Origin of the sequence: Microbacterium sp. K24, from assembly GCF_004794465.1 — a bacterium.
Classification (GTDB): domain Bacteria; phylum Actinomycetota; class Actinomycetes; order Actinomycetales; family Microbacteriaceae; genus Microbacterium.
Genome location: NZ_SSDJ01000124.1, coordinates 12879 through 33802, shown reverse-complemented (window position 1 = coordinate 33802; position 20924 = coordinate 12879). Strand labels below are relative to the sequence as shown.

The following is a 20924-nucleotide window of genomic DNA, read 5'->3' as shown; positions in this document are numbered from 1 at the left end:
GTCGTCGCCGCACTCTCTCGTGGGCGACAGCCTCAGCGTGGGCGGCGCACGTAGTTGCCGTCTTCCAGGCCCGCCTCGATCTCGAAGCGATTGCGCAGCGGGTCTCGTCCGGCGAACAGATAGAGCACCGGCATCAGGAAGCCGTAACGCAGCCACTGCTCCTTGTGCACCGCTTCATGGCGCAGCACGGCATCCGTCGGACGCGAATCCCCGGTGAGGAAGCAGCCGCCGACGCAGACTCCGCCCCGGTTGAAGGTCCACTCCGGCATGCCCTGGAAGATCCAGAGGCCCGCGCGCCGCTCGACCGGACCGGTGCTCCAGAGGGAACCCCAGAGCCAGCCGACGGCGGTGCCCCACCAGTAGCCGACCCGGCTGATCGGCGATCGGAGCAGGAACGAGGGGATGCGGCGATCGAAGCGGCGCCCGCGAGCTAGTGCGGCGTCGGCCGACGGTCGCCAGTCCGCGGTCACGCGACAGCCCCGACCAGGCGGAGGAGCGCGCCGAGGTCGTCGACCGCATCGGCCGGTGAGCGCGGGGCGAATCCGGAGATCGTCGCTCCGGCGAGCGGCACCTCGTCCCGCAGTCGGCGGATCGCGGCGCTCAGGGTTGCCGGCGATGCGCCGAACGGCGCGGCGGAGGAGACTCCGGCGAGGTCCGACGGGTCGAGAACGTCGACATCGATGTGCACCCAGACGCGGGAGGCCCCGGTCGCGCGCACCGCCTCGGCCAGCGCATCGGTGCGCTCGAGATCATCGACCGAGAGCTGGGTGAGGGAGTCGATCTGATCGACTTCGGCATCCTCGAGATCGCGCATGCCGACCGTGACGATACGGTCGCGGCTGATCCCGGGAGAGAGGACGAGCTGCTCCTCGCCCTCGCCGAGCACCGCGCGCAGGGCCATCCCGGAGAACGCTCCAGACGGCGAGGTCTCCGGCGTGTGCATGTCGGCGTGGGCGTCGCACCAGACGACAGCCAGGTCGTCCGTGCCGCCAGGCAGTGCAGAGAGCGCGGCGACGGTGACGCTGCAGTCGCCGCCGATGATGACGGTGTCGGCTTCGAGGTGCTCGCGCACGAGTTCTCGCGTGCGCAACAGGGCGCTCAGGCGACGCACGCCCGTGCCGAGCGACTCGCCGGCCTCGACCGGCACGTCGAGCACGGTCGTGGCCGCACGAGGGAGGTCGCCGGCGATCGCGGAGGCGCCGTCGACGAGGAGCATCGCACGCGGTGCAGGCGAGCCCTGCCACTGCGGGACGACGAGGAATCGCACCATTGTTGCCTCCGGGGGAGAAGCGCTGATGCCCCGGACTCTTCATGTCCGGGGCATCAGAGCGGGTGGTGTCAGTTGCCTTCGATGGCCTGGCGCGGGGCGGAGCCGCCGGCCTTGAGCTCGGCGAGCCGGGCCTCGACCTCGGTCAGCTCTCCGAGGTCTTCCAGGCTCTCGAACTGCGCGTCGAGGCTGGAGGCCGCGAGCTCGATCTTGCCCTGGGCGAGAGCCTCCTGGCGGCGGACCTTGTCCTCGAAGCGTCCCAGCTCGCTGGTGGGGTCGAGCACGTTGATCGACCCGACAGCGTCCTGCACCTTCGTCTGAGCCTCGGCGACCTTGGCGCGGGCGAGCAGCTCGCTGCGCTTGTTCTTCAGCTCGCCGAGCTTCTCCTTCATGCCGTTCAGGCCGCTCTTGAGCTTGTCGACGATCTCGGTCTGCGAGGCGATGGTCGGCTCGGCGCCGCGAGCTTCGCGCTCGGCGCTGATCTGGCGCTGCAGGGCGATCTTCGCGAGGTTGTCGAACTTGTCGGCATCGGCGGGGTTGGTCGCACGCACGTCATCGGCCTTGCGGCTCGCGGCGAGGGCCTTGTTGCCCCACTCGGTGGCCGCCTGCACATCTTCTTCGTGGTCGCGCTCGAGCAGGCGCAGGTTGCCGATGGTCTCGGCGATCGCGGACTCGGCGTCGGCGATGCTGTTCGTGTAGTCGCGGACGAGCTGATCGATCATCTTCTGCGGGTCTTCCGCAGAGTCGAGGAGCGAGTTGATGTTCGCGCGGACGAGGGTCGAGATACGTCCGAAGATGGACTGCTTGGTCATGCGTGGTTCCTTTCAGAGGGACGGAATCGTGAGCCTGGGGTACATGTCGATGTGCGGATCAGAAGCGCCTACCTCCGGATCGTCCACTGCGACCGCTGCTGCTGCGGGAGCTGCTGCGCGAGCTGCTCCGCGAGCCGCCGCCGAAGCCGGAGCTGCGGTAGCCGCCGCCCCCGCCGGACCGCCAGCTGCTGCTGCGAGAGGAGCCGCCACCGCCGCCCCCACCCGAGAGGAGGCCGCCGATGATGCCACCGAGGATGTCGCCGCCGAGTCCCGAGCCGCCCGACGAGGAGCCGGAGCCGCCGAACAGCCCGCCGCCCCAGCTGTTGTCCTGGTAGTTGTCCTGGTTGCTGTAGGACTGCACGTCCGACTGCGCGGAGTATGTGGCCTGCCGAACGAGTTCGACCGCGCGGTTCGCCTCGGCCAGCGCGGCATCCGCATCGGTCGCACGGAGACTCTGAGCCTGCGTGAGGCTGGCTTCGGCTGCGGCGAGCCTCGTTCGCGCCGTGGAGCCGACCGTTCCGCGCCGGGTCTCGATGTACTCGCGGGCTGCGCGGATCTCGGAGGCTGCCTGCGTGAGGGTCTGGTCGAGCATCTGCTGCACTCGACGTGCACGTTCCACCGTCTCGCGTCCCTGCGCGAGCGCGGCATCGATCTGGGCGTTCGCCGCGGTCAGGGTATCGAGAGCGCTCTGCGGGTTGCGCGGCACCGTGGTGAGCTGCGTCTGCGCCACCTGGAGCTGCTGTGCGGTGGCGGACGCCGCTGCCGCGATCGTGCCGCCGGTGTCGGGAAGCTGCTGCGCAGCCGCCAGATCACCCTGCAGCTCGGCGATCAGGGCCTGCGCCTGCGTCTCGATGGTCGCGAGCTCCTGTCCGAGCGCCGTGATGGCCTGGGCGAGCTGCGCGGACTGCGCGACCGACTGCTCGGCGGTGCGGATCGCGAATGCCGCTTCGCCGGACCGTCCGGCAGCGATCGCCTGCGCTGCGGCCTCGATGGAACGGTCGGCGAGGGCCGCGCGCTCCTGCGCCTGAGCCGGGTTGTCGGCGACGGTGCTGAGCGCGGCCGCGTCGTACGTGGTGGACAGGGTCGCCAGGGCGGGCGCCGCCGCCGCGAGGACGGGGGAGAGCGCGCCCCGCTCGCCGCGCACGCGTTCGAGTTCCTGCGGAGCGTTCTGCTCGAGCTTGCGCAGCGCGTCGAACGCCTCGGTGTTCTCGTCGAGCACGTCGTCGATCTCGTCGGCGAGCTGGATGATGCGGATGTGCCAGGCGCGGCGATCGTGGATGGTGTCCTCGATCTCGTCGTCGAGCTTCTGCTTGAGGTCGAAGGCCTCGGACATCTTGGCCTTCGCCGCATCGACCGCACGCGTGAACTCGGCCGTGGCGCCTTCGCCGAACTGGGCGACCGCGAACCCGAGTTCCTCCTTGCTCGAGGTGATCGCATCGTCTGCCTGCACGAGGGCGACGCCGGCTTGGGTCTCGACCTGCTCGTCGGTGAGAGTGGAGAACGGATCGTTCGGGTCGGGGTTCTCGGGCATGGCGCCGCGCCTGCGGATCTCGGCATTGCGTCGAGAGCGTCGGACGAGGGCGATGACGAGCCAGACCAGCAGGCCCACGACGACGATCGCGCCGACGATGAGAGCCACCCGGAGAGCCCCGGCACCACCGTCGCCCTGGATCTCATCGGCCGCGAGGGTGATCGTGCCGACCCAGTCGTCCTGCGAGGCGAGCGGCACCATCTTGTTCTCGACGTCGTCGAGCTTCGCGTCGCTCAAGGGGCCGTCGGGGGCGGCGGAGATGTAGAAGCTCCGTCCTTCGACGGCGATCGCCAGCAGGTACTGCTCGGATCCGAGGTTGTTGGCCTCGGCGACCGTGTCGGCCCATTGGGCGTTGTCGGAGGGGGAGGAGAAGTCATCGACGAGCACGACGAACAGGTCGGCGTTCGAGTTCTCGCTGAGCTCTGTCAGCCGGGCCTCGACGTCGGCCTCTTCAGCGGCGCTCAGCACGCCGGCGTCGTCGGTGACATACCCGGAATCGAGAGTGACCGGATCGGTGGCGGAGGCCGCGGAAGCGGAGAAGGCTCCGGCGACGGCGGCCACGGCCAGCGCGGCCAGCGTGAGCCACCGTTTCGTCATGCTGTTCCCTCCGACCGGCAGCCGAGCCCCATGTCACGAGTCTATGCACAGAGGCCGACACGCGACAGCACTCGACGGCTGATCTCCGTTCGCCATCAGCGGAGACACATACGCTGGAAGGCATGGATGACAGGTACGGATCGGACGTGCTGGCGTCGGGCTGGCGCGACCGCGGAGCGAAGAAGGTGCCGCAGGTGCCCGCCGAGACCGATCTCGTCGTGGAGGTCGCGGACGACGGCTACTGCGGTGCCGTCACCCGGGTGCAGGGCGGGAACGTCGAGCTCGAGGACCGCCTCGGCCGCAAGCGCCTGTTCCCGCTGGGGGGCGGCTTCCTCATCGACGGCGCCCCGGTGCGTCTCGTCGTGCCCGCCGCCAAGGAGCAGGGACCGCGACGCACGGCATCCGGGTCCTTCGTCGTGGCCGATCAGCGCGCACGCGTCGCGCTGCCCAGCCGCATCCTCGTCGAGGGCAAGCACGATGCCGAGCTCGTCGAGAAGGTCTGGGGCGCGGATCTGCGCGTCGAGGGCGTGGTCGTCGAGTTCCTGCAGGGCATCGACCTGCTCGACGAGCTGCTCGCCGCGGAGCCGCCGAGCGCGAGTCGCCGCTACGGGGTGCTCGTCGACCACCTCGTGCCCGGCTCGAAGGAGTCGCGCATCGCGGATGCCGTCGCCCGAGGTCCGCACGGCCGCCACCTCCGCATCGTCGGGCATCCGTTCGTCGACGTGTGGCAGTGCGTCACACCGCGGGCCCTCGGCATCGTGAAGTGGCCGGAGATCCCGCGCGGCACCGATTGGAAGACCGGCATCTGCCGGGCGTTCGGCTGGCCCCATGAGACGACGGCCGACACCGGACGGGCGTGGCAGCACATCCTCTCGAAGGTGACGACCTACCGCGACCTGGAGCCGGCGCTGCTCGGACGAGTCGAGGAGCTCATCGACTTCGTGACCGAACCGGCGCGCTGAGTCCCGACGACTACCCTGGGAAGATGCCCGAACCCCGCACCTTCCGTGATGAGCCGGTGTCCTTCGTGCGCCGGAGCGGCCGGATGTCCGAGGCGCAGGACCGCGCCTTCATCGAGCTCGCCCCGCACTATCTGCTCGATGTCCCGCGTGACGTGGCGTGGACGTCGGTGCATCCGGAGGCGCGCCTGGATCCTGCGGCGGAGTACGGCCGCGACGCCGATCTGTACATCGAGATCGGCTCGGGGCAGGGGCATGCGATCGTCGCAGCGGCATCCGCTCGTCCGGCGGACGACTTCCTCGCCGTCGAGGTCTTCCGCGCCGGGCTCGCCCGCACCATGCTCGACGCCGACCGCGAGGGCGCGCGCAACCTCCGCGTCGTCGAGGCGAACGCCCCGGAGGTGCTGGCGTCGTTCCTGCCGGAGGGCGCGGCCCGCGAGGTGTGGATCTTCTTCCCCGACCCCTGGCACAAGAAGAAGCACACGAAGCGGCGTCTCGTACGGGCCGGCTTCGGCGACACCGCGGCGCGCGCGCTGCGTGACGGCGGGCTCCTCCGGCTCGCGACCGACTGGGAGGACTACGCCCTGCAGATGCGCGACGTGCTCGATGCCGATCCGCTGTTCGAGCGGGTGTTCGAGGGGGAGTGGGCCGAGCGCTTCGACGGCCGAGTGATGACGGCGTTCGAGCGCAAGGGCATCGCGAAGGGCCGCGATATCCGCGACCTCGTCTACCGACGCCGGGACCGCCCATGACCGAGACGGCGAGCCGCACGTCGCTGCAGATGGGCATCGCCCCGGCGATCCTGGTCTGCGCGGCGGCTCCCGCGTTCTTCGTGCTCGAGATCCCCTGGCTCGGATGGGTGCTGCTCGCGCTCGGCATCGGCGCCGCATGGCTGGTGGAGCGGGGGAGGGTCACCGCATCCGAGCCCTCGCTGACCCGGGACCTCTCGCTGATCGCGATCGGCCTCTTGATCGTCAGCATCATCCCCCTGGCGGCCGAACTCGACAACCTCGCCATGCTGCGATTCACGCTGGCGCTCGGCGGCGCGGTCGTCGTGCCCTACGTGATCTCCCGCTTCGTCTACCGCGACCGCGCCATCAGCTTCCCGTGGCGCACCCGCAAGCGGTGGGGGCGTCTCCAGTGGGGGTGGCTGGTCGCGGTGCTCGTGCTCGGCTGGCTGATCCTGCCGTTCTACTTCATCACCAGCGGCGTGTACCAGAACTGGCCGGTCGTCGATTCGCCGGAGCTGATCGCGCGTCTGTTCGTGGGCGTCGGCGCGGTCGGCATCTGGGATGAGCTGTTCTTCATCTGCACCGTGTTCGCCCTGCTCCGCCGGCACTTCCCCGACATGGTCGCCAACGTGCTGCAGGCGATCGTGTTCGTCTCGTTCCTGTGGGAGCTCGGGTACCGGGAATGGGGGCCGCTGCTCACGATTCCCTTCGCCCTGCTGCAGGGATTCATCTTCCTGCGGACACACTCCCTCGCATACGTGGTGACCGTGCACCTGCTGTTCGATGCCGTGGTGTTCGCCGTCCTCGTGCACGCGCACAATCCCGGGCTTCTGCCGATCTTCCTCGTCTGACACGTCTGTTCTGAGAGAATCGGCCCATGCTCATCGTCGGTCTCGTCCTCGCCGCAGCCGCTGCGGCCTTCCACGTGTTCATCTTCGCGCTCGAGTCGCTGCGGTGGACCGATCCCGAGACGAGGAAGATCTTCGGCGTCGCCAGCGAGGCGGATGCCGTCACGATGAAGCAGCTGGCGTTCAACCAGGGCTTCTACAACCTGTTCCTGGCGCTGACGACGCTCCTCGGCATCGGCCTCGTGATCGTCGGGTCCGCCACGGTCGGACTGACCCTCGTGTTCGCCGGCACCGGCATGATGGTCGCCGCGGCCCTCGTGCTCGTGCTGTCGGACCGGACCAAGCTCCGCGCCGCCGCGATGCAGGGCACCCTTCCGCTTCTCGCCGTCATCGGCACGGCGATCGGCATCGCGATCAGCTGACGGCGTGACAACCGGTCCACCAGCCGCCACACTCGTTGCATGGCCGACTGGGTGCTGCACGTGGACATGGATCAGTTCATCGCCGCCGTCGAGGTGCTGCGTCGTCCGGAGCTCGCCGGGCTTCCGGTGATCGTCGGCGGACGCGGCGACCCGACCGAGCGCGCCGTCGTGTCGACCGCCTCGTACGAGGCTCGCGAGTTCGGCATCGGTTCCGGCATGCCGCTCAAGATCGCCGCCCGCAAGGCCCCGGAGAACGCGGTCTTCCTGCCGGTCGACCACGAGGCATACGGTGCGGCGTCGGCAGAGGTCATGGCGGCGCTCCGGGCGCTCCCCGGCGTGGTGCTCGAGGTGATCGGCTGGGACGAGTGCTTCCTCGGCGTGATCACCGACGATCCGGAGGCGACAGCCCGTGAGGCGCAGGCCGCGGTGCTCGAGGCGACCGGGCTGCACTGCTCCGTCGGCATCGGCGACAACAAGGTGCGTGCGAAGATCGCGACCGAGTTCGGCAAGCCGCGGGGAACCTTCCGGCTCACCGCGGAGAACTGGTTCGAGGTGATGGGCGCGAAGCCGACGCGGGATCTGTGGGGCGTCGGCTCGAAGGTGCAGAAGCGCCTTGCCGAGCACGGCATCACGACCGTGCGCGAGCTCGCCGACGCCGACGAGCAGGAACTCGTCACGGAGTTCGGTCCGAAGATGGGCGTCTGGTACCACGGCCTCGGTTCCGGATTCGGGCCGAGCGTCGTCGACGACACGCCCTGGGTCGCGCGCAGCCACAGCCGGGAGACCACGTATCAGCAGAACCTCACGACCACGGCCGAGGTCGAGGAGGCGCTGCGAGAGCTCGCCGGGCTCGCGTTCGACGACTGCGCCGCCGAGGGGAGGCCGGTGATCCGGGTGCACCTCAAGGTGCGGTACGCGCCGTTCGAGACGAAGACCTTCGGGCGGAAGCTCGCGGCGCCGACGACCGAGCGTCAGGTCGTCGTCGATGCGGCCCTCGCGCTCGGCGCCACGCTCGACGCCGAGCGCGAGGTGCGGCTCCTCGGCGTGCGGGCGGAGATGGCGATGCCGGATGAGGGCGATGCGATCGAGCGCACGCCGGTGCGCGGTCGGATCTGACGCGACTCAGTCGTCGTAGACCCCGAAGAGTCCCTTTCCGAAGCGGGTCACCGCCTCGTAGGCCTCGCTGTATGTCTTCGGCGCCTTCGCGCCCGGGTTGTACCGGGCGAGGAGCAGGCCCGTGAGACCGACGGCCGGTGCGGTGAGCGGACGGTGCTTGTGCTTGACGGCGGCCGCTGTCGCATCGTCTTCCTCGGGATTGCGTCCGATGTAGAGCGCGCGCGGCTTCGGCCAGGTGTACGGCTGCCGGGGCTCGGACAGGTTCACGGCGTTGAAGATCGGGTTTGCGCTCTGGTCCCTCAGGGTGAGTGGAGCCAGACCGTGCTGACGGCAGAGGGTGTTGATGATCGACCCGTGGTGCATCTGATCGTGGATGACCGTCTCGCGGGCGGTGTAGGCGCTCACCACGATCGCCGGCACGCGCACGCCGAGTCGATCGAACACGAAGCCCATCTCACCGGGGCCGCCCCGGTCGGGAGGCGTCGTCTGCGGGGGCGCGACGTGATCGTACGTGCCGCCGTGCTCGTCGAACGTGATGACGAGGGCGGTGTTCATGGCGTTCGAGCCTTTGCGGGACTTGCTCGTCCGGATCGCGTCGTACACCTCTTGCACGAGCCGGTCGCCGGAGCGCACATCGGAGAGGGCGCTGTTGTACACCGGAACCTTCTCACCGTCGATCTCGAGGTCGGTCTCGCGGACGTGCTCACCCCACGGCGGGTGCATGTCGTTGTGGTTGAAGACCATTCGGGGCTCGATGAAGCTGTACGCCGGGAGGTCGCCGTTGCGCGCGTCGTCGTGGAACTGACGCATCTCGCGGAAGTTCGTCTTCCAGTAGCGCTGCAGCACCGGTGAATGCAGGAGGCCGGTGAGCGAGACGAGCTGAGACCCGTCGTAATAGACGCGCCAGGGGATGCCGGCCTCTTCGAGCCGGTTGAAGATGGTCGGCGCTGCCGGGCCGTCGATCCACTTGTAGTACCCGTCGCCGCCGTGATTCGTGACGTAGCCGTGCGACGTCGAGGCGTGGAAGAACAGGCGGTTGCAGAACGTCTGAGAGGGCACCGCGGCGTGCCACGCGTCGTAGACGGCGAACTCGCGCGCGAGAGTGGAGAGCACCGGCATCATCTCGGGACTGAATCCGCCCATCGCCACGCGGTACTCGTCCGGCGTCGGCGGTCGGCCCTTGTCGAGCTCGAAGTTGATGATGTAGTCGCGCACGAACCCGTCGTTGGTGGGCACAGCTCCGGTCGCCGGCGTGTTGAAGGGCGGCATCTGGCCGTTCTGCCGGATGTGGGAGTTGCCCGGCGGGTCGACCGTGCTGAAGAGCTGGGTGTTCACATGCGGGAAGTGCTCGCCGGGATCGGGCTGCGGCGACTGCATGATCTGGTCGGTCGAACCGGAGTAGATGTGCGCTTCGATCGCCTCGCCGTCCGGCCCGGGATTCGAATAACTGCCCTGTGCGAGACCGTCGAACTGATCCTTCGACTTCTCGTCTGCGCTGTAGAGGTGCCCGAGCATGTTGTCGAAGCTGCGATTCTCGAACATGACCACGACGACGTGGTCGAAACCGGGAACCGTCCTCGTCGGCAGCGGTGCGAACTCGGGCGGGTTGGCGGTGGCCGCTGCCGTGACGGCGGCGCCTGCCGAACCGCCGATCGCGAGCCCTGCGGCGCCGAGACCCGCCCGGCGCAGGAAGTCGCGGCGCGACTGGGGCAAGGACTCCCCCTCCGCGTGGGTGCTCGTCGCTTCGTCCACCGGCGCCTCCGATCGCGTGCCGCAATAGTAGCAACGCCGCTGACCCGGGGATCGGATGGCATTCGCTAAGGTCTCATCATGGCGGCGCGAGTGCGATTCGACAGGAATGCCCGGTACGGCGCGTCCATGGTCGGCGTGCTGTTCGCGGCCTACCTGAACATCATCACCAACTTCGATGCCTTCATCCAGGCGGAGAACTATGCGGGGGTGCTGGGCACCGATGTCCCCGCGGTCGACGTCTTCGAGTTCCTGGTCTGCCTCGGTCTCTACGTCGTGTCGTTCGCGATCTTCCCGACATCGGGTGCGAGGCGGCTCGGCGCCGTGACACTGGCCTGCGTCACGCTGCTGCTCTGGGCCACGATCGGCATCGAACGCGGCGTCGGCAACATCGTCGAACCGGTCGGCTTCTGGCAGTTCATCACCGACCAGGGCATGATCACGCTGCTCGTGAGCCTCGGCGGATGGCTGATCGTGCGGGAGCGCACCCCCGCGGCCTTCGTCGTGCTTCTCCTGATCCTCATCCCGCCGGGAGCGAGCAAGCTCCTGATCGAGAGCTCGGTGACGTCCGGCGCCTACGCGCTCGTCACGATCGGGCTGGTGGTCGTCCTCGGCCTCAGCGGTGCGTGGCTCGCCGCATCGCTCGACAAGCGGATCCGCGCGAACCGATCCCGGACGAGGACGGATCCGGCCCTGGCCGCCGTGGTCGACGAGGAAGAGGACCGGATCCGTCATTGAGGCCCCCGCGGAGGCCGAGATCCTTCTCGATCAGCCCGTGAAGTAGTCGTTGGCTGCCCTCGTGTACAGCAGGATCAGGCCGATGAGTGCGAGCGCGGCAGAGATGATCGGGGCGACGAGGTTCCCCGGGTGCGCGATGATCGCGAAGATCGCCGACGCGAGGGACAGCAGGAACGAGATCGTCACGAGCGCACGGGCGAAGCCGCTGCCGCTGAACAGGAAGAAGGCGACGAGGAACGATATGACTCCGACGATGATGGCGACCCACGCCGCCCCTGTGGGAACCCCCGCGGGAGCCACTACTCCCGTCAGGATGAAGACTCCCGTGGCGATCTGAGCGATCGCCCCGATCCACGCGAGAACTGCAATGAGAACGACACCACCCGGGCGCTGTCCGGCCATGATACCCACCTCCGATTTTCTTCTGGATCCGCAGGTTCCTGCGGATTGCGACAACGCTAGTGAGCACGTCGGAGAATGGCGGGATATCGGAAGACGGCCCTCGGTGAGGGGTCTCGGGCGTGCCGTCAGTCGCGGATCACTGCGGCGACGGCGCTCACCTCGATGAGCGCCCCGGGCACCCCGAGCCCCGCCACCAGTGCGGCCGTGACGAGAGGCGGTGCGCCGTCTCGGGCCAGCTTCGAGGCGACCGCTCCGTAGGCGGCGCGAAGGTCGGCATCCTGGTGGATGAGCACGGTCCAGCTGATGACGTCATCGAGGCTCGCGCCGGCGGCCTCGAGCGCGACTCCGGCGTTCTCGACCGCGCGGGCCGACTGCTCGGCGGCGTCCGCCGAGACGACGGCGCCCGTGGTGTCGACGCCGTTCTGGCCGCCGACGTAGATCATCGTCGCGCCGGGCGGCACGACGGCGACGTGACTGAATGCGGGGCTGACGACGAGCCCCTCGGGCTGAGCAAGTGTGATCTCCATGGGGTGATTGTGACCCCGGCGTCGGACATCGCACCATCCCCGTCGTCGGAGAGGGGCGCCGGAACGCCAGTACACCGTGCGGCGGCATCCCCGCAAGGGGCCTTCCGCTGGGGCGGGCGATCAGGCAACGTGAGGGACATGTCCCGCGTCAGGAGGTCTCTGTGACGAGTGCTGCCGAATCCCACCCACAGACTGCATCGATCCCCATCCTCACCGAGGAGCCGTTCCCCGACACCCCCGGAAGTCCCGAACCGGAGTGGTTCAAGACGGCGGTCTTCTACGAGGTCCTCGTCCGCTCCTTCCAGGACGGCGACGGCGACGGTTCGGGCGACTTCCGGGGGCTCATCGACAAACTCGACTATCTGAAGTGGCTGGGCATCGACTGCCTCTGGTTGCCGCCGTTCTTCCCGTCGCCTCTGCGGGATGGGGGATACGACGTCGCCGACTACACCGGCATCCAGTCCGATCTCGGCACCACGGCCGACTTCCAGGAGTTCCTCGACGCCGCACATGCACGCGGCATCCGCGTGATCGTCGACTTCGTCATGAATCACACCAGCGACGAGCACGTCTGGTTCCAGGAGAGTCGGAAGGACCCCGACGGCCCGTACGGCGACTTCTACGTCTGGAGCGACACGGACGAGCTCTACGAGGACGCTCGCATCATCTTCGTCGACACGGAGCCCAGCAACTGGACCTGGGACCCGGTGCGGCAACAGTACTTCTGGCATCGCTTCTTCGCCCACCAGCCCGACCTGAACTTCGACAACCCGAAGGTGCACGAGGCGATGATCGACGCCATGCGCTTCTGGCTCGACATGGGACTCGACGGCTTCCGCCTCGACGCCGTGCCGTACCTCTACGAGCGACCGGGCACGAACGGCGAGAACCTCCCGGAGACGCACGACTTCCTCAAGAAGGTCCGCCGCATCGTCGACAGGGAGTACCCGGGGCGCGTCCTGCTCGCCGAGGCCAATCAGTGGCCCGCCGACGTCGTCGACTACTTCGGCGATCCGGAGGTGGGAGGCGACGAGTGCCACATGTGCTTCCACTTCCCGGTGATGCCGCGCATCTTCATGGCCGTCCGCCGGGAGTCGCGCTATCCGATCACCGAGATCCTCGCCGACACCCCGCCGATCCCTTCCGGGTGCCAATGGGGGATCTTCCTCCGCAACCACGACGAGCTCACCCTCGAGATGGTGACCGACGAGGACCGCGACTACATGTGGAGCGAGTACGCGCAGGATCCGCGCATGAAGGCGAACATCGGCATCCGACGTCGCCTGGCGCCGCTCCTCGAGAACGACATCGACCGCATCGAGCTCTTCACGGCGCTGCTGCTGTCCCTGCCGGGGTCGCCGGTGCTCTACTACGGCGACGAGATCGGGATGGGCGACAACATCTGGCTCGGAGACCGCGATGGCGTCCGCACGCCGATGCAGTGGAGCTCGGATCGCAACGCCGGGTTCTCCAAGGCGAACCCGGGCAAGCTGACCCGTCCGCTCGTGCAGGATCCGGTGTACGGATACCTCGCGGTGAACGTCGAAGCGCAGCAGGAGGACCGCTCCTCTCTGCTGCACTGGACGCGCGAGATGATCCATGCCCGGCGCAAGCACCCGGCGTTCGGTCTCGGCAGCTTCAACGACCTCGGCGGCTCCAACCCCGCGGTCCTCTCCTACACGCGAGAGCACTCCAACGACGACGGGTCGGTCGATGTGATCCTCTGCGTCAACAATCTCTCGCAGTTCCCGCAGCCGGTGGAGCTCGACCTGCGGCGATTCGAGGGCCTCATGCCGGTGGAGCTCATCGGCGGGGTGCCGTTCCCGCGGATCGGCGAGCTGCCCTACCTGCTCACGCTCGGCGGTCACGGCTTCTTCTGGTTCCAGCTTCAGGAACCGGCGGACGAGCCGGGAGAGCAGAGGATGCTGTGATGCACATCGAACCCGCGGTCCTCGAGGAGTACCTCGTCCGCACCCGATGGTTCGCCGGCAAGGGGCGGCCGTTCCGCGTCGCCCGGATGCGGCCGATCGCCGGGCTCGCCGCCGACGCCGGCGATGTGAGGGTCGCGATCCTCCTCCTCACGATCGAGTACTCCGACCCCGAGGGCGGGACCGAGGTCTATCAGGTCCCTCTCGCGAGCTATGACGAGTACATCGAGCAGATCGGGCACGCGTTCGTCGGCGCCGTCGAGCATGAGGGCGGTCAGAGGTACGTGTTCGATGCCGTGCACGATCGAAAGGCCATGGCGCTGTGGCTGGAGGCGTTCGTCGCGGCCGAGACCGACGGCGAGGCCCGGGTCGGCGACCTGCGCTTCCGGCGTGTTCCCGGGGGCGAGGCGCTCGACCCGGCGCTCCGGGCATCCCCGCTGTCGGGTGAGCAATCGAATTCATCGGTCCGCTTCGATGACACCGCCATCATGAAGATCTTCCGCAAGGTGAGTCCGGGTGTGAATCCCGACATCGAGATCCACGAAGTGCTGACGCGCGGAGCGGTGGAGAGCATCGCCGCCCTCTACGGCTGGGTCGAGATCGACCTCGACGGCGAGGTCCTGCAGCTGGCGATGCTGCAGGAGTTCCTGCGCACCGCTTCGGACGGCTTCGAACTCGCGACCGGAAGCGTACGCACGCTGCTGGCCGATCCCACACAGTCGGTCGCGGACTCGGGCGGCGATTTCGCCGGCGAGGCGACCAGGTTGGGGGAGGCGCTCGCCCAGGTGCACGAGATGCTGCGCGATCGATTCCCCTCCGAGCGTCGGGGACCGGATGCGACGGCCGCACTGGCCCGTGCGATGAACGAGCGACTCGACCACGCGCTCGGTGTGGTTCCTGAACTCGAGGCGCAGGCGCCCCGTGCGCGCGCGGCGTACGAGGCGGTTGCGGCGCTCGACGGCATCGACGTGCAGCGCGTGCACGGCGATCTCCATCTCGGTCAGACGCTGCGCACATCTCACGGATGGCGGATCGTCGACTTCGAGGGCGAGCCCGGTCGGCCCTTCGCCGAGCGTGCGCTGCCCGACTCGCCCTGGCGGGATGTGGCGGGGATGCTCCGGTCCTTCGACTACGCGCCGGGCGTCGTGCAGCTGTCGCGCTCCGTGCCGGCGGACGACGGGGAGGCCGAGGACGACCTCCGCGCGGCCCGGGGCGAGCAATGGTCGCATCGCGCGCGCGTGCATTTCCTCGATGCGTACTCGGCAGCGATCGGCGTGCCTCTTCTCGATGGCGCCGACCGTCGGCTGCTCGACGCGTACGTCGCCGACAAGGCGGTGTACGAGGCCGTCTACGAGAAACGCAACCGACCGACCTGGGTGCGGATACCGCTCGCCGCGCTCGCCGAGATCGGGAGCGCCGAGACGAAGGATGCCGAGACCGAGGACTGAGCCCCGATCTCGGCATCCGGCGCGCTCAGAAGCGCAGCAGCACCTTGCCCACGCGGCCGGGGGTGCCGCTCGCGCGGACGGCGTCGGCGATGTCTGCGGCATCGAACACGCCGGAGACCGGCAGCGTGAGCGTGCCGTCGCCGATGCGCTGGAACAGTTCTCCGAACAGGGCGTTCCGCACCGCCGGTTCGAGCGCGGGGATCACCTTGCTGCCCCAGAATCCCTTCACGGTGGCCTGCTTGAAGATCACGTCGGAGGAGGCGATCTCCATGGTGGGCGACTCCATCGCACCGAATGCCACGAGGGTGCCGCCTTCCGCGAGCAGCGACAGCACCTGTCCGGCCGAGGCGCCGCCGACCGAGTCGATGCCGGCGACGATGGGCGCGTCCGCGGTGATCGCGGCGACCTGGTCGCGCCAGTCGTCCTGGTCGGTGGCGATGACGTTCTCGATGCCCTGAGCGCGGAGCTCGTCGACACCTGCGGAGCGCCGGACGAGACCGAGCACGTTGACGCCGCGGGCTCGACCGAGCTGTGCGAGCATCCGTCCCACCGCGCCGTTCGCCGCGTTCTGGACGATCCAGTCGCCCTCCTTCACGTCAAGGAACTGCAGGAGCGTCATGGTGCTGAACGGCATCGAGACGAGCTGTGCGGCGCTCTCGTCGGGCAGGGAGTCGGGAACCGGGATGAGGCCGGCCGCGTTGGCGACGATGTACTCGGCCCACGCTCCGAAGGTGCCTCCGGTGGCGACGCGCTGACCGACGGCGAGGTTGTCGACCCCCTCGCCGAGCGCATCCACGACGCCGAGCGCCTCGGTGCCGGATGCCGCGGGCAGCTCGGGTGTGAAGCCGTAGGTGCCGCGGACGGTCCACAGGTCGTGGTTGTGGATGGGGGAGAGGACGATGCGCAGGCGCACCTGACCGGGACCGGGCTCGGGGACCGGGCGGTTCTCGACGGTCAGGACGTCTTCGGGGGCGCCGAATTCGGGGTGGATGAGTGCGCGCATGATGTGTGTGCCTTTCGGGTCAGTCGTCGGAGACCGTGATGGTGACGTCGATGTTGCCGCGGGTCGCGTTCGAATACGGGCACACCTGGTGCGCGGCATCCGCGAGGGCCTGGGCCTGCTCGTGCGGGAGCTCGGGGATCACGACCTCGAGCTCGACGGCGAGACCGAATCCGCCTTGTCCGTTCGATCCGATCTGCACGCGGGCGCCCACGGAGGTGTCGGAGAGTCGCACCTTCTGCGCCCGCGCGACGCTCTGCAGGGCGGAATGGAAGCACGCCGCGTATCCGGCGGCGAACAGCTGCTCGGGGTTCGCGCCGTCGCCGCTGCCGCCCATCTCCTTCGGGATCGCCAGATCGAACTCGACGCGGCGGTCGCTGGTGGCGACGTGCCCGTCTCGTCCGGCTCCGGTGGCGAGGGCTTCGGCGGTGTAGAGAGCTTCCATGGGTGCGGTTCTTCCTTCTGTCGTGGTGGTCATGCGCCGCTGCGCGCGTGCGCGGCGGCGTCGGTCGTGGCGTCCTGGAGGAGAGCGGTGAGCTCCTGCAGTTCGGCGATCAGGCGGCGGCGGTGCGCGTCATCGCGGATGCCGGAGAGGCGCGCGACCTGCGCGGGGATCGACGCGAGGTCGTGGCGGAGCGCCTGTCCGGCGGGGGTGAGGGCGACCGTGACCACGCGCTCATCGTCGCTCCGGCGTGCGCGCGCGACATGGCCCGCCTGTTCGAGGCGGCGGACGAGAGGGGAGAGCGTGCCGGAGTCGAGCTGCATGGCGTCGCCGAGCGAGCCGATGGTCTGATCGCCCTCGTGCCAGAGGATCGCGAGGACGAGGTACTGCGGATACGTGAGTCCCCAGGGTGCGAGAAGGGTGCGGTACGCCTGCGTGGTGGCGCGGGCGGCGGAGTAGAGCGAGAAGCACACCATCTCATCGGTCACGGCCATCCCTCAACCATGTCACGCAATTCAATTGTGCACAACTCAATAGATGGACGTCGCTCTAGGATGAGGCGCATGGAGGCGACTGCGGCGGTGCGGGATGCGGATGAGGTCGACACCGATCCCGGAACGGGACTGACGGCCGCGCGCGTCGCGAAGCTCACGGCGCAGGGCCAGACCAACGCCTTCACCGGTGATTCGAGCCGGAGCGCGTGGAACATCGTCAAGGCCAACGTCTTCACGCTGTTCAACGCCATCGTCGGAACCTGCTTCCTCATCCTGCTGGTGCTCGGACGCTGGCAGGATGCGCTGTTCGGGCTCGCGGCGTTCGGCAACGCGATCATCGGCTGCTGGCAGGAATTCCGCGCCAAGGCAGCTCTCGACCGTTTCGCTCTGCTGAACGCCCCGCGCGCCAGGGTGCGCCGGGATTCGCAGGACATCGAGATCGCCCCGGCGGAGGTCGTGCAGGGCGACATCCTCGTGCTGCGGGCCGGGGATCAGGTCACCGCGGATGCCGTCGTGCTCGAGCACCGATCGTTGCAGGTCGACGAGTCCATGCTCACCGGGGAGTCGGATGCCGTCGACAAGCAGGACGGCGACGAAGCGCTCTCGGGGTCGATCGTCGTCGCCGGTGAAGGGATCGCCCGTGCGGTGCGGGTGGGCGCGGACTCCTACGCCAACCGGTTCGCCGCGGAGGCGAAGCGGTTCTCGCTCGTGGCGTCCGAACTGCGCACCTCGATCGACCGCGTCCTGAAATGGGTCGGCTGGGGCATCGGTCCGATCGGACTGCTCGTGCTCAACGCGCAGATGATGGTGGCCGGGGGGTGGGTGACGGCGTGGGAGACCGGCACGTGGACGCAGGCCATCGTCAACACGATCTCGTCGCTCACCGCGATGATCCCGCTCGGCCTCGTGCTGATGACCTCGATCGCCTTCGCGGTCGGCGCGGCTCGCCTCGCAGCGCGCCAGGTGCTGGTGAACGAGTTGCCCGCGGTGGAGGGTCTCGCGAGGGTCGACATCATCTGTCTCGACAAGACGGGGACGCTCACCGAGGGCGAGCTGGCCTATCGCGACCTGGTCCGAATCGATCGGAGCGTGGACGGGTGGAAGGACGCGCTTTCCTGGTTCGGCAGTGCGCCGGACGCGAATGCGACCGCCCGCTGCTTGCGTGAACCGTTCCCCGATGCGGGGCCGCGCGAGGCATCCGACTACATCTCGTTCTCGTCCGCCCGGAAGTGGAGCGCCCTGTCGTTCGCGGACCGCGACGACGAGACCTGGGTGCTCGGCGCTCCGGAGATGGTTCTGGGCGACGCGGCGACCGACGCCACGACCGACGTCGGCGAAGCCGTCATGCGCTTGGCGGCCGAGGGCCTGCGCACCCTCGTCCTCGCCCGCACGATCGAACCGTATCCGGCATCCGCCCAGAAGAGCGAAAACCTCCCCGCCGGCCTCTCGCCGGTGGCCGTGATCACGTTCAGCGAGAAGGTGCGGCCGGATGCTGCGAAGACGCTGTCGTACTTCCGAGCCCAAGGCGTCGGCGTCCGGGTGATCTCCGGCGACAATCCGCGCACGGTCGCGGCGATCGCCCGCCAGGTCGGTCTCGACGTGGGGGAGGGCTATGACGCCCGGCAGCTTCCGGAAGGCGACGACGAACTGGGCGCCGTGCTCGAAGCGCACACCGTCTTCGGCCGGGTGACCCCCGAGCAGAAGAAGCGCATGGTCGTCGGTCTCCAGGCGCGGGGACACACGGTCGCCATGACGGGTGACGGCGTGAACGATGCCCTGGCGATCAAGACGGCCGACATCGGCATCGCGATGAACTCCGGATCGCCCGCGACGAAGGCGGTCGCACGCCTGGTGCTGCTCGACGGGCAGTTCTCGCACCTTCCCGACGTGGTCGCGGAGGGGCGACAGGTGATCGCGAACATCGAACGCGTCTCGATGCTCTTCCTCACGAAGACCATCTACGCGACGACGCTCGCGGTCCTCTTCGGCGTGATGGTGCTGGAGTTCCCGTTCCTGCCGCGGCAGCTGTCGATCACCGACGGGCTGACCATCGGCATCCCCGCGTTCTTCCTCGCCCTGATGCCGAACGCGAGCCGTTACGTCCCGGGGTTCCTGCGTCGCTCGCTGGCCTTCGCCATCCCGACCGGGCTGCTGATCGCGATCGCGCTCACCGTCTACACCCGCGGCGCGATGGCGCTCGGCATCACCGAACCGCAGCTGCGGACCGGGTCGACCATCATCCTGGCGATCGTCGGCATCTGGGTGCTGGCCGTGCTCGCACGTCCGCTCAACCGCTACAAGGTGCTCGTCGTCGGCGCGATGTTCATCGCGCTGTCGATCCTCTTCACCGTGCCGCTGGCGGGAGAGTTCTTCCAGTTGGTCGACCCGGGCGAAGGCGCCGCGTATCTGATCTCGCTCATCACGATCGTCACGATCCTCGCGATCGAGATCGTGCGGCTCGTGCACCGTCGCTTCCTCGCCAAGGCCGCGGCGGGAGAGGTCTCAGCGAGCGAGGTCTCAGCGGGTGAAGAACCGTCGCGATGAGGGCGGCGCCCAGACCGCGACGAGCACGAGCAGCTCCACGACGGCCTGGACGAACACCGCCCAGTCCCAGGCGGTCGTCAGGGCGGTCACCACGTGCAGTGCGAGCTGGATGCCGAGATAGATCGTGACGAGCAGGCGGGCGCCCCTGCTGCCACGCCGGATGCCCCCCGCCACCGCGAGGGTGAGAAGACCGAAGAGGATCACGCCGGCGCCGATGAGCGACACGACCAGCACATCGCCGTCGGGCACCTGGTAGCGGCTCAGCAGCACGGTGAGGCCGAGCAGGGCGTTCGACAGCCCGCTCAGCACGACCAGGACCACGACGATGCTGACGACGACGGGGCGCTTCTGCGGCGGAGGCTCGGTCACGGGGTCCACGCGCTCACTGTACAAGTGCCGGGGGCGGCCGCAACGGATATCGTGGCGCGAATGGATGACTCCGTTCCCGTTCCCACGTCCGTGCCGTTGTCCGACTGGCTGACGGAACTCGCTCAGCCCACCGGCGCTCCCGGTGGGGGAGCGGCCTGCGGGGTGATGCTCGGGATCTCGGCGGCGCTGCTGCGGATGGTCGCCGAGTACACCGACGATGAGCGGGCGTCCGCGTCCGCCGTCCGGCTCGCACGGCGGCGCAGTGACGTCCTCTCCGCGGCAGAGGCCGACGAGGTGCGATCAGCCGAGTTCGGCGCCGCACTGGCGCTCGACTCCGAGGATCCCGACCGTGACACCGCCGTCCGGAGGGCCGCGCTGAGCGCTGCAGCCTCCTCTGCGGCACTCGGCGAGGCGGGCGAGGGCCTTCTTCCCGAGCTGCGGCTGCTCGTCGAGATCGGCAATCGTCACCTCGCGGCAGACCTGTCGATCGCCGCGGATGCCCTCGCGACCGGCATCCGGGGTGCATCGACGAATCTCCGCGCGAACCTGCAGACGGCGGCACGGCATGGAGCTCGACGGGCGGATCACCCGGCGCTGGTCGCGGCTGTCGAGCGCTTCGCCCTGGCGCAGACCGAGGCCGCAGACGTCGTGGCGAAGGTGTCGGCGGGTTTCGACGACTGAGCGGTCCCGATGGCACTGCTCATAGGATTCGGGGATGAGTTCGATCCAACTGGAAGACCTGCCCGATCGCGTGACCGAATGGAGCAGCGCGAACAACACCTACCGGTTCACGTACGTCGCTCCGGGTGAGTGGGACGTGCACCGCGCGCACGACATCGACTATGCCGCTCACCTGACACGCGAGGGTGACAAGTACCACTTCCGCGTCGAGGACGGGAATCCTGCCGCGAGCGGGCGCACACTGTCACTGGAGGAACTGGAGGATCTTCTCCTCTGACAGACCCGGTCTATCCGGATGCGATTTAGCTAACTAAGCTAG

At 68.7% G+C, this 20924-nt stretch carries 22 protein-coding genes; 11 read left to right on the top strand and 11 right to left on the bottom strand.

Annotation, left to right across the window (positions count from 1 at the left end; all coding sequences use genetic code 11):
• Positions 1 to 32: 32 nt before the first annotated feature.
• The 4 genes from DW306_RS12370 to DW306_RS12355 all read right to left on the bottom strand — a co-directional run bounded on the left by DW306_RS12370 (position 33) and on the right by DW306_RS12355 (position 4207).
• A complete protein-coding gene (locus tag DW306_RS12370; RefSeq protein WP_136055890.1) occupies positions 33 to 470 on the bottom strand; it encodes a Fe-S oxidoreductase in 438 nt (145 codons plus the stop codon).
• Positions 467 to 1270, bottom strand: a complete 804-nt coding sequence (locus DW306_RS12365) for an arginase family protein (RefSeq protein ID WP_136055889.1) — start codon at positions 1268 to 1270, stop codon at positions 467 to 469. Before DW306_RS12365 ends, DW306_RS12370 begins: the two co-directional genes overlap by 4 nt.
• Positions 1271 to 1338: 68 nt before the next feature.
• The gene (locus DW306_RS12360) at positions 1339 to 2079 is read right to left on the bottom strand and encodes a PspA/IM30 family protein (protein WP_136055888.1); all 741 of its coding nucleotides are present in this window, start codon (positions 2077 to 2079) and stop codon (positions 1339 to 1341) included.
• A gap of 58 nt (positions 2080 to 2137) precedes the next feature.
• Complete coding sequence (locus DW306_RS12355; RefSeq protein WP_136055887.1) at positions 2138 to 4207, bottom strand: TPM domain-containing protein; 2070 nt, start codon at positions 4205 to 4207, stop codon at positions 2138 to 2140.
• A gap of 122 nt (positions 4208 to 4329) precedes the next feature.
• Here DW306_RS12355 and DW306_RS12350 point away from each other — a divergent pair, with 122 nt between their 5' ends.
• Genes DW306_RS12350 through DW306_RS12330 form a run of 5 tightly spaced genes read left to right on the top strand, consistent with a single transcriptional unit; the run spans position 4330 to position 8283 of the window.
• The gene (locus DW306_RS12350; protein WP_136055886.1) at positions 4330 to 5169 is read left to right on the top strand and encodes a DUF3097 domain-containing protein; all 840 of its coding nucleotides are present in this window, start codon (positions 4330 to 4332) and stop codon (positions 5167 to 5169) included.
• A gap of 23 nt (positions 5170 to 5192) precedes the next feature.
• Positions 5193 to 5918, top strand: coding sequence for a tRNA (guanosine(46)-N7)-methyltransferase TrmB (gene trmB / locus DW306_RS12345; protein WP_136055885.1), 726 nt, complete (start codon positions 5193 to 5195; stop codon positions 5916 to 5918).
• On the top strand, positions 5915 to 6748 hold the full coding sequence (locus DW306_RS12340) for a CPBP family intramembrane glutamic endopeptidase (protein ID WP_136055884.1): 834 nt from the start codon (positions 5915 to 5917) through the stop codon (positions 6746 to 6748). The genes trmB and DW306_RS12340 overlap by 4 nt, the downstream gene beginning before the upstream one ends.
• Positions 6749 to 6774: 26 nt before the next feature.
• A complete protein-coding gene (locus DW306_RS12335; protein WP_136055883.1) occupies positions 6775 to 7167 on the top strand; it encodes a DUF1304 domain-containing protein in 393 nt (130 codons plus the stop codon).
• A 39-nt stretch (positions 7168 to 7206) separates the two neighbouring features.
• Positions 7207 to 8283 (top strand): DNA polymerase IV, encoded by a 1077-nt coding sequence (locus DW306_RS12330; RefSeq protein WP_205814167.1) that lies wholly within the window; start codon positions 7207 to 7209, stop codon positions 8281 to 8283.
• A gap of 6 nt (positions 8284 to 8289) precedes the next feature.
• Here the strand turns inward: DW306_RS12330 and DW306_RS12325 are convergent, their stop codons facing one another.
• On the bottom strand, positions 8290 to 10035 hold the full coding sequence (locus DW306_RS12325) for an alkaline phosphatase family protein (protein WP_240747180.1): 1746 nt from the start codon (positions 10033 to 10035) through the stop codon (positions 8290 to 8292).
• A 78-nt stretch (positions 10036 to 10113) separates the two neighbouring features.
• On the opposite strand from DW306_RS12325, the gene DW306_RS21620 reads away from it, so the two are divergent.
• Positions 10114 to 10770, top strand: coding sequence for a hypothetical protein (locus DW306_RS21620; RefSeq protein WP_240747179.1), 657 nt, complete (start codon positions 10114 to 10116; stop codon positions 10768 to 10770).
• Positions 10771 to 10800: 30 nt separating this feature from the next.
• Here the strand turns inward: DW306_RS21620 and DW306_RS12320 are convergent, their stop codons facing one another.
• Positions 10801 to 11172 carry a hypothetical protein gene (locus tag DW306_RS12320; RefSeq protein ID WP_136055881.1) on the bottom strand — a complete coding sequence of 124 codons (372 nt, stop codon included), beginning with the start codon at positions 11170 to 11172 and terminating at the stop codon, positions 10801 to 10803.
• Between the two features lie 125 nt (positions 11173 to 11297).
• Positions 11298 to 11699, bottom strand: a complete 402-nt coding sequence (locus DW306_RS12315) for a RidA family protein (protein ID WP_136055880.1) — start codon at positions 11697 to 11699, stop codon at positions 11298 to 11300.
• A gap of 200 nt (positions 11700 to 11899) precedes the next feature.
• On the opposite strand from DW306_RS12315, the gene treS reads away from it, so the two are divergent.
• Together treS and DW306_RS12305 are read left to right on the top strand one after the other, a co-directional pair.
• Positions 11900 to 13630, top strand: a complete 1731-nt coding sequence (treS, locus tag DW306_RS12310) for a maltose alpha-D-glucosyltransferase (RefSeq protein ID WP_136055916.1) — start codon at positions 11900 to 11902, stop codon at positions 13628 to 13630.
• Positions 13630 to 15075 (top strand): phosphotransferase, encoded by a 1446-nt coding sequence (locus DW306_RS12305; RefSeq protein WP_136055879.1) that lies wholly within the window; start codon positions 13630 to 13632, stop codon positions 15073 to 15075. The genes treS and DW306_RS12305 overlap by 1 nt, the downstream gene beginning before the upstream one ends.
• A 25-nt stretch (positions 15076 to 15100) precedes the next feature.
• On the opposite strand, the gene DW306_RS12300 is transcribed toward DW306_RS12305, so the two are convergent.
• Genes DW306_RS12300 through DW306_RS12290 form a run of 3 tightly spaced genes read right to left on the bottom strand, consistent with a single transcriptional unit; the run spans position 15101 to position 17011 of the window.
• Positions 15101 to 16078, bottom strand: a complete 978-nt coding sequence (locus DW306_RS12300) for a zinc-binding dehydrogenase (RefSeq protein ID WP_136055878.1) — start codon at positions 16076 to 16078, stop codon at positions 15101 to 15103.
• Between the two features lie 19 nt (positions 16079 to 16097).
• Positions 16098 to 16520: an organic hydroperoxide resistance protein gene (locus tag DW306_RS12295; RefSeq protein WP_136055877.1), complete on the bottom strand. Its 423-nt coding sequence runs from the start codon at positions 16518 to 16520 to the stop codon at positions 16098 to 16100.
• A 29-nt stretch (positions 16521 to 16549) separates the two neighbouring features.
• A complete protein-coding gene (locus tag DW306_RS12290) occupies positions 16550 to 17011 on the bottom strand; it encodes a MarR family transcriptional regulator (protein WP_205814166.1) in 462 nt (153 codons plus the stop codon).
• A gap of 69 nt (positions 17012 to 17080) precedes the next feature.
• Here DW306_RS12290 and DW306_RS12285 point away from each other — a divergent pair, with 69 nt between their 5' ends.
• Positions 17081 to 19555, top strand: a complete 2475-nt coding sequence (locus tag DW306_RS12285; protein ID WP_136055876.1) for an HAD-IC family P-type ATPase — start codon at positions 17081 to 17083, stop codon at positions 19553 to 19555.
• Here the strand turns inward: DW306_RS12285 and DW306_RS12280 are convergent.
• Positions 19529 to 19933 (bottom strand): hypothetical protein, encoded by a 405-nt coding sequence (locus tag DW306_RS12280; protein ID WP_240747178.1) that lies wholly within the window; start codon positions 19931 to 19933, stop codon positions 19529 to 19531. The two genes, DW306_RS12285 and DW306_RS12280, sit on opposite strands and share 27 nt — an antisense overlap.
• Before the next feature lie 51 nt (positions 19934 to 19984).
• Here DW306_RS12280 and DW306_RS12275 point away from each other — a divergent pair, with 51 nt between their 5' ends.
• Both DW306_RS12275 and DW306_RS12270 read left to right on the top strand, forming a co-directional pair.
• Positions 19985 to 20605 carry a cyclodeaminase/cyclohydrolase family protein gene (locus tag DW306_RS12275; protein WP_136055875.1) on the top strand — a complete coding sequence of 207 codons (621 nt, stop codon included), beginning with the start codon at positions 19985 to 19987 and terminating at the stop codon, positions 20603 to 20605.
• Between the two features lie 34 nt (positions 20606 to 20639).
• Positions 20640 to 20882 carry a hypothetical protein gene (locus tag DW306_RS12270; RefSeq protein WP_136055874.1) on the top strand — a complete coding sequence of 81 codons (243 nt, stop codon included), beginning with the start codon at positions 20640 to 20642 and terminating at the stop codon, positions 20880 to 20882.
• Positions 20883 to 20924 lie beyond the last annotated feature (42 nt).

Bases quoted from the DNA above. Each gene is read 5' to 3' on its own strand.
- DW306_RS12365 (WP_136055889.1), bottom strand. From the start codon at position 1,270: ATGGTGCGATTCCTCGTCGTCCCGCAGTGGCAGGGCTCGCCTGCACCG.
- DW306_RS12360 (WP_136055888.1), bottom strand. From the start codon at position 2,079: ATGACCAAGCAGTCCATCTTCGGACGTATCTCGACCCTCGTCCGCGCG.
- DW306_RS12355 (WP_136055887.1), bottom strand. From the start codon at position 4,207: ATGACGAAACGGTGGCTCACGCTGGCCGCGCTGGCCGTGGCCGCCGTC.
- DW306_RS12350 (WP_136055886.1), top strand. From the start codon at position 4,330: ATGGATGACAGGTACGGATCGGACGTGCTGGCGTCGGGCTGGCGCGAC.
- trmB (WP_136055885.1), top strand. From the start codon at position 5,193: ATGCCCGAACCCCGCACCTTCCGTGATGAGCCGGTGTCCTTCGTGCGC.
- DW306_RS12340 (WP_136055884.1), top strand. From the start codon at position 5,915: ATGACCGAGACGGCGAGCCGCACGTCGCTGCAGATGGGCATCGCCCCG.
- DW306_RS12335 (WP_136055883.1), top strand. From the start codon at position 6,775: ATGCTCATCGTCGGTCTCGTCCTCGCCGCAGCCGCTGCGGCCTTCCAC.
- DW306_RS12330 (WP_205814167.1), top strand. From the start codon at position 7,207: ATGGCCGACTGGGTGCTGCACGTGGACATGGATCAGTTCATCGCCGCC.
- DW306_RS21620 (WP_240747179.1), top strand. From the start codon at position 10,114: ATGGCGGCGCGAGTGCGATTCGACAGGAATGCCCGGTACGGCGCGTCC.
- DW306_RS12320 (WP_136055881.1), bottom strand. From the start codon at position 11,172: ATGGCCGGACAGCGCCCGGGTGGTGTCGTTCTCATTGCAGTTCTCGCG.
- DW306_RS12315 (WP_136055880.1), bottom strand. From the start codon at position 11,699: ATGGAGATCACACTTGCTCAGCCCGAGGGGCTCGTCGTCAGCCCCGCA.
- DW306_RS12305 (WP_136055879.1), top strand. From the start codon at position 13,630: ATGCACATCGAACCCGCGGTCCTCGAGGAGTACCTCGTCCGCACCCGA.
- DW306_RS12300 (WP_136055878.1), bottom strand. From the start codon at position 16,078: ATGCGCGCACTCATCCACCCCGAATTCGGCGCCCCCGAAGACGTCCTG.
- DW306_RS12295 (WP_136055877.1), bottom strand. From the start codon at position 16,520: ATGGAAGCTCTCTACACCGCCGAAGCCCTCGCCACCGGAGCCGGACGA.
- DW306_RS12290 (WP_205814166.1), bottom strand. From the start codon at position 17,011: ATGGCCGTGACCGATGAGATGGTGTGCTTCTCGCTCTACTCCGCCGCC.
- DW306_RS12285 (WP_136055876.1), top strand. From the start codon at position 17,081: ATGGAGGCGACTGCGGCGGTGCGGGATGCGGATGAGGTCGACACCGAT.
- DW306_RS12275 (WP_136055875.1), top strand. From the start codon at position 19,985: ATGGATGACTCCGTTCCCGTTCCCACGTCCGTGCCGTTGTCCGACTGG.
- DW306_RS12270 (WP_136055874.1), top strand. From the start codon at position 20,640: ATGAGTTCGATCCAACTGGAAGACCTGCCCGATCGCGTGACCGAATGG.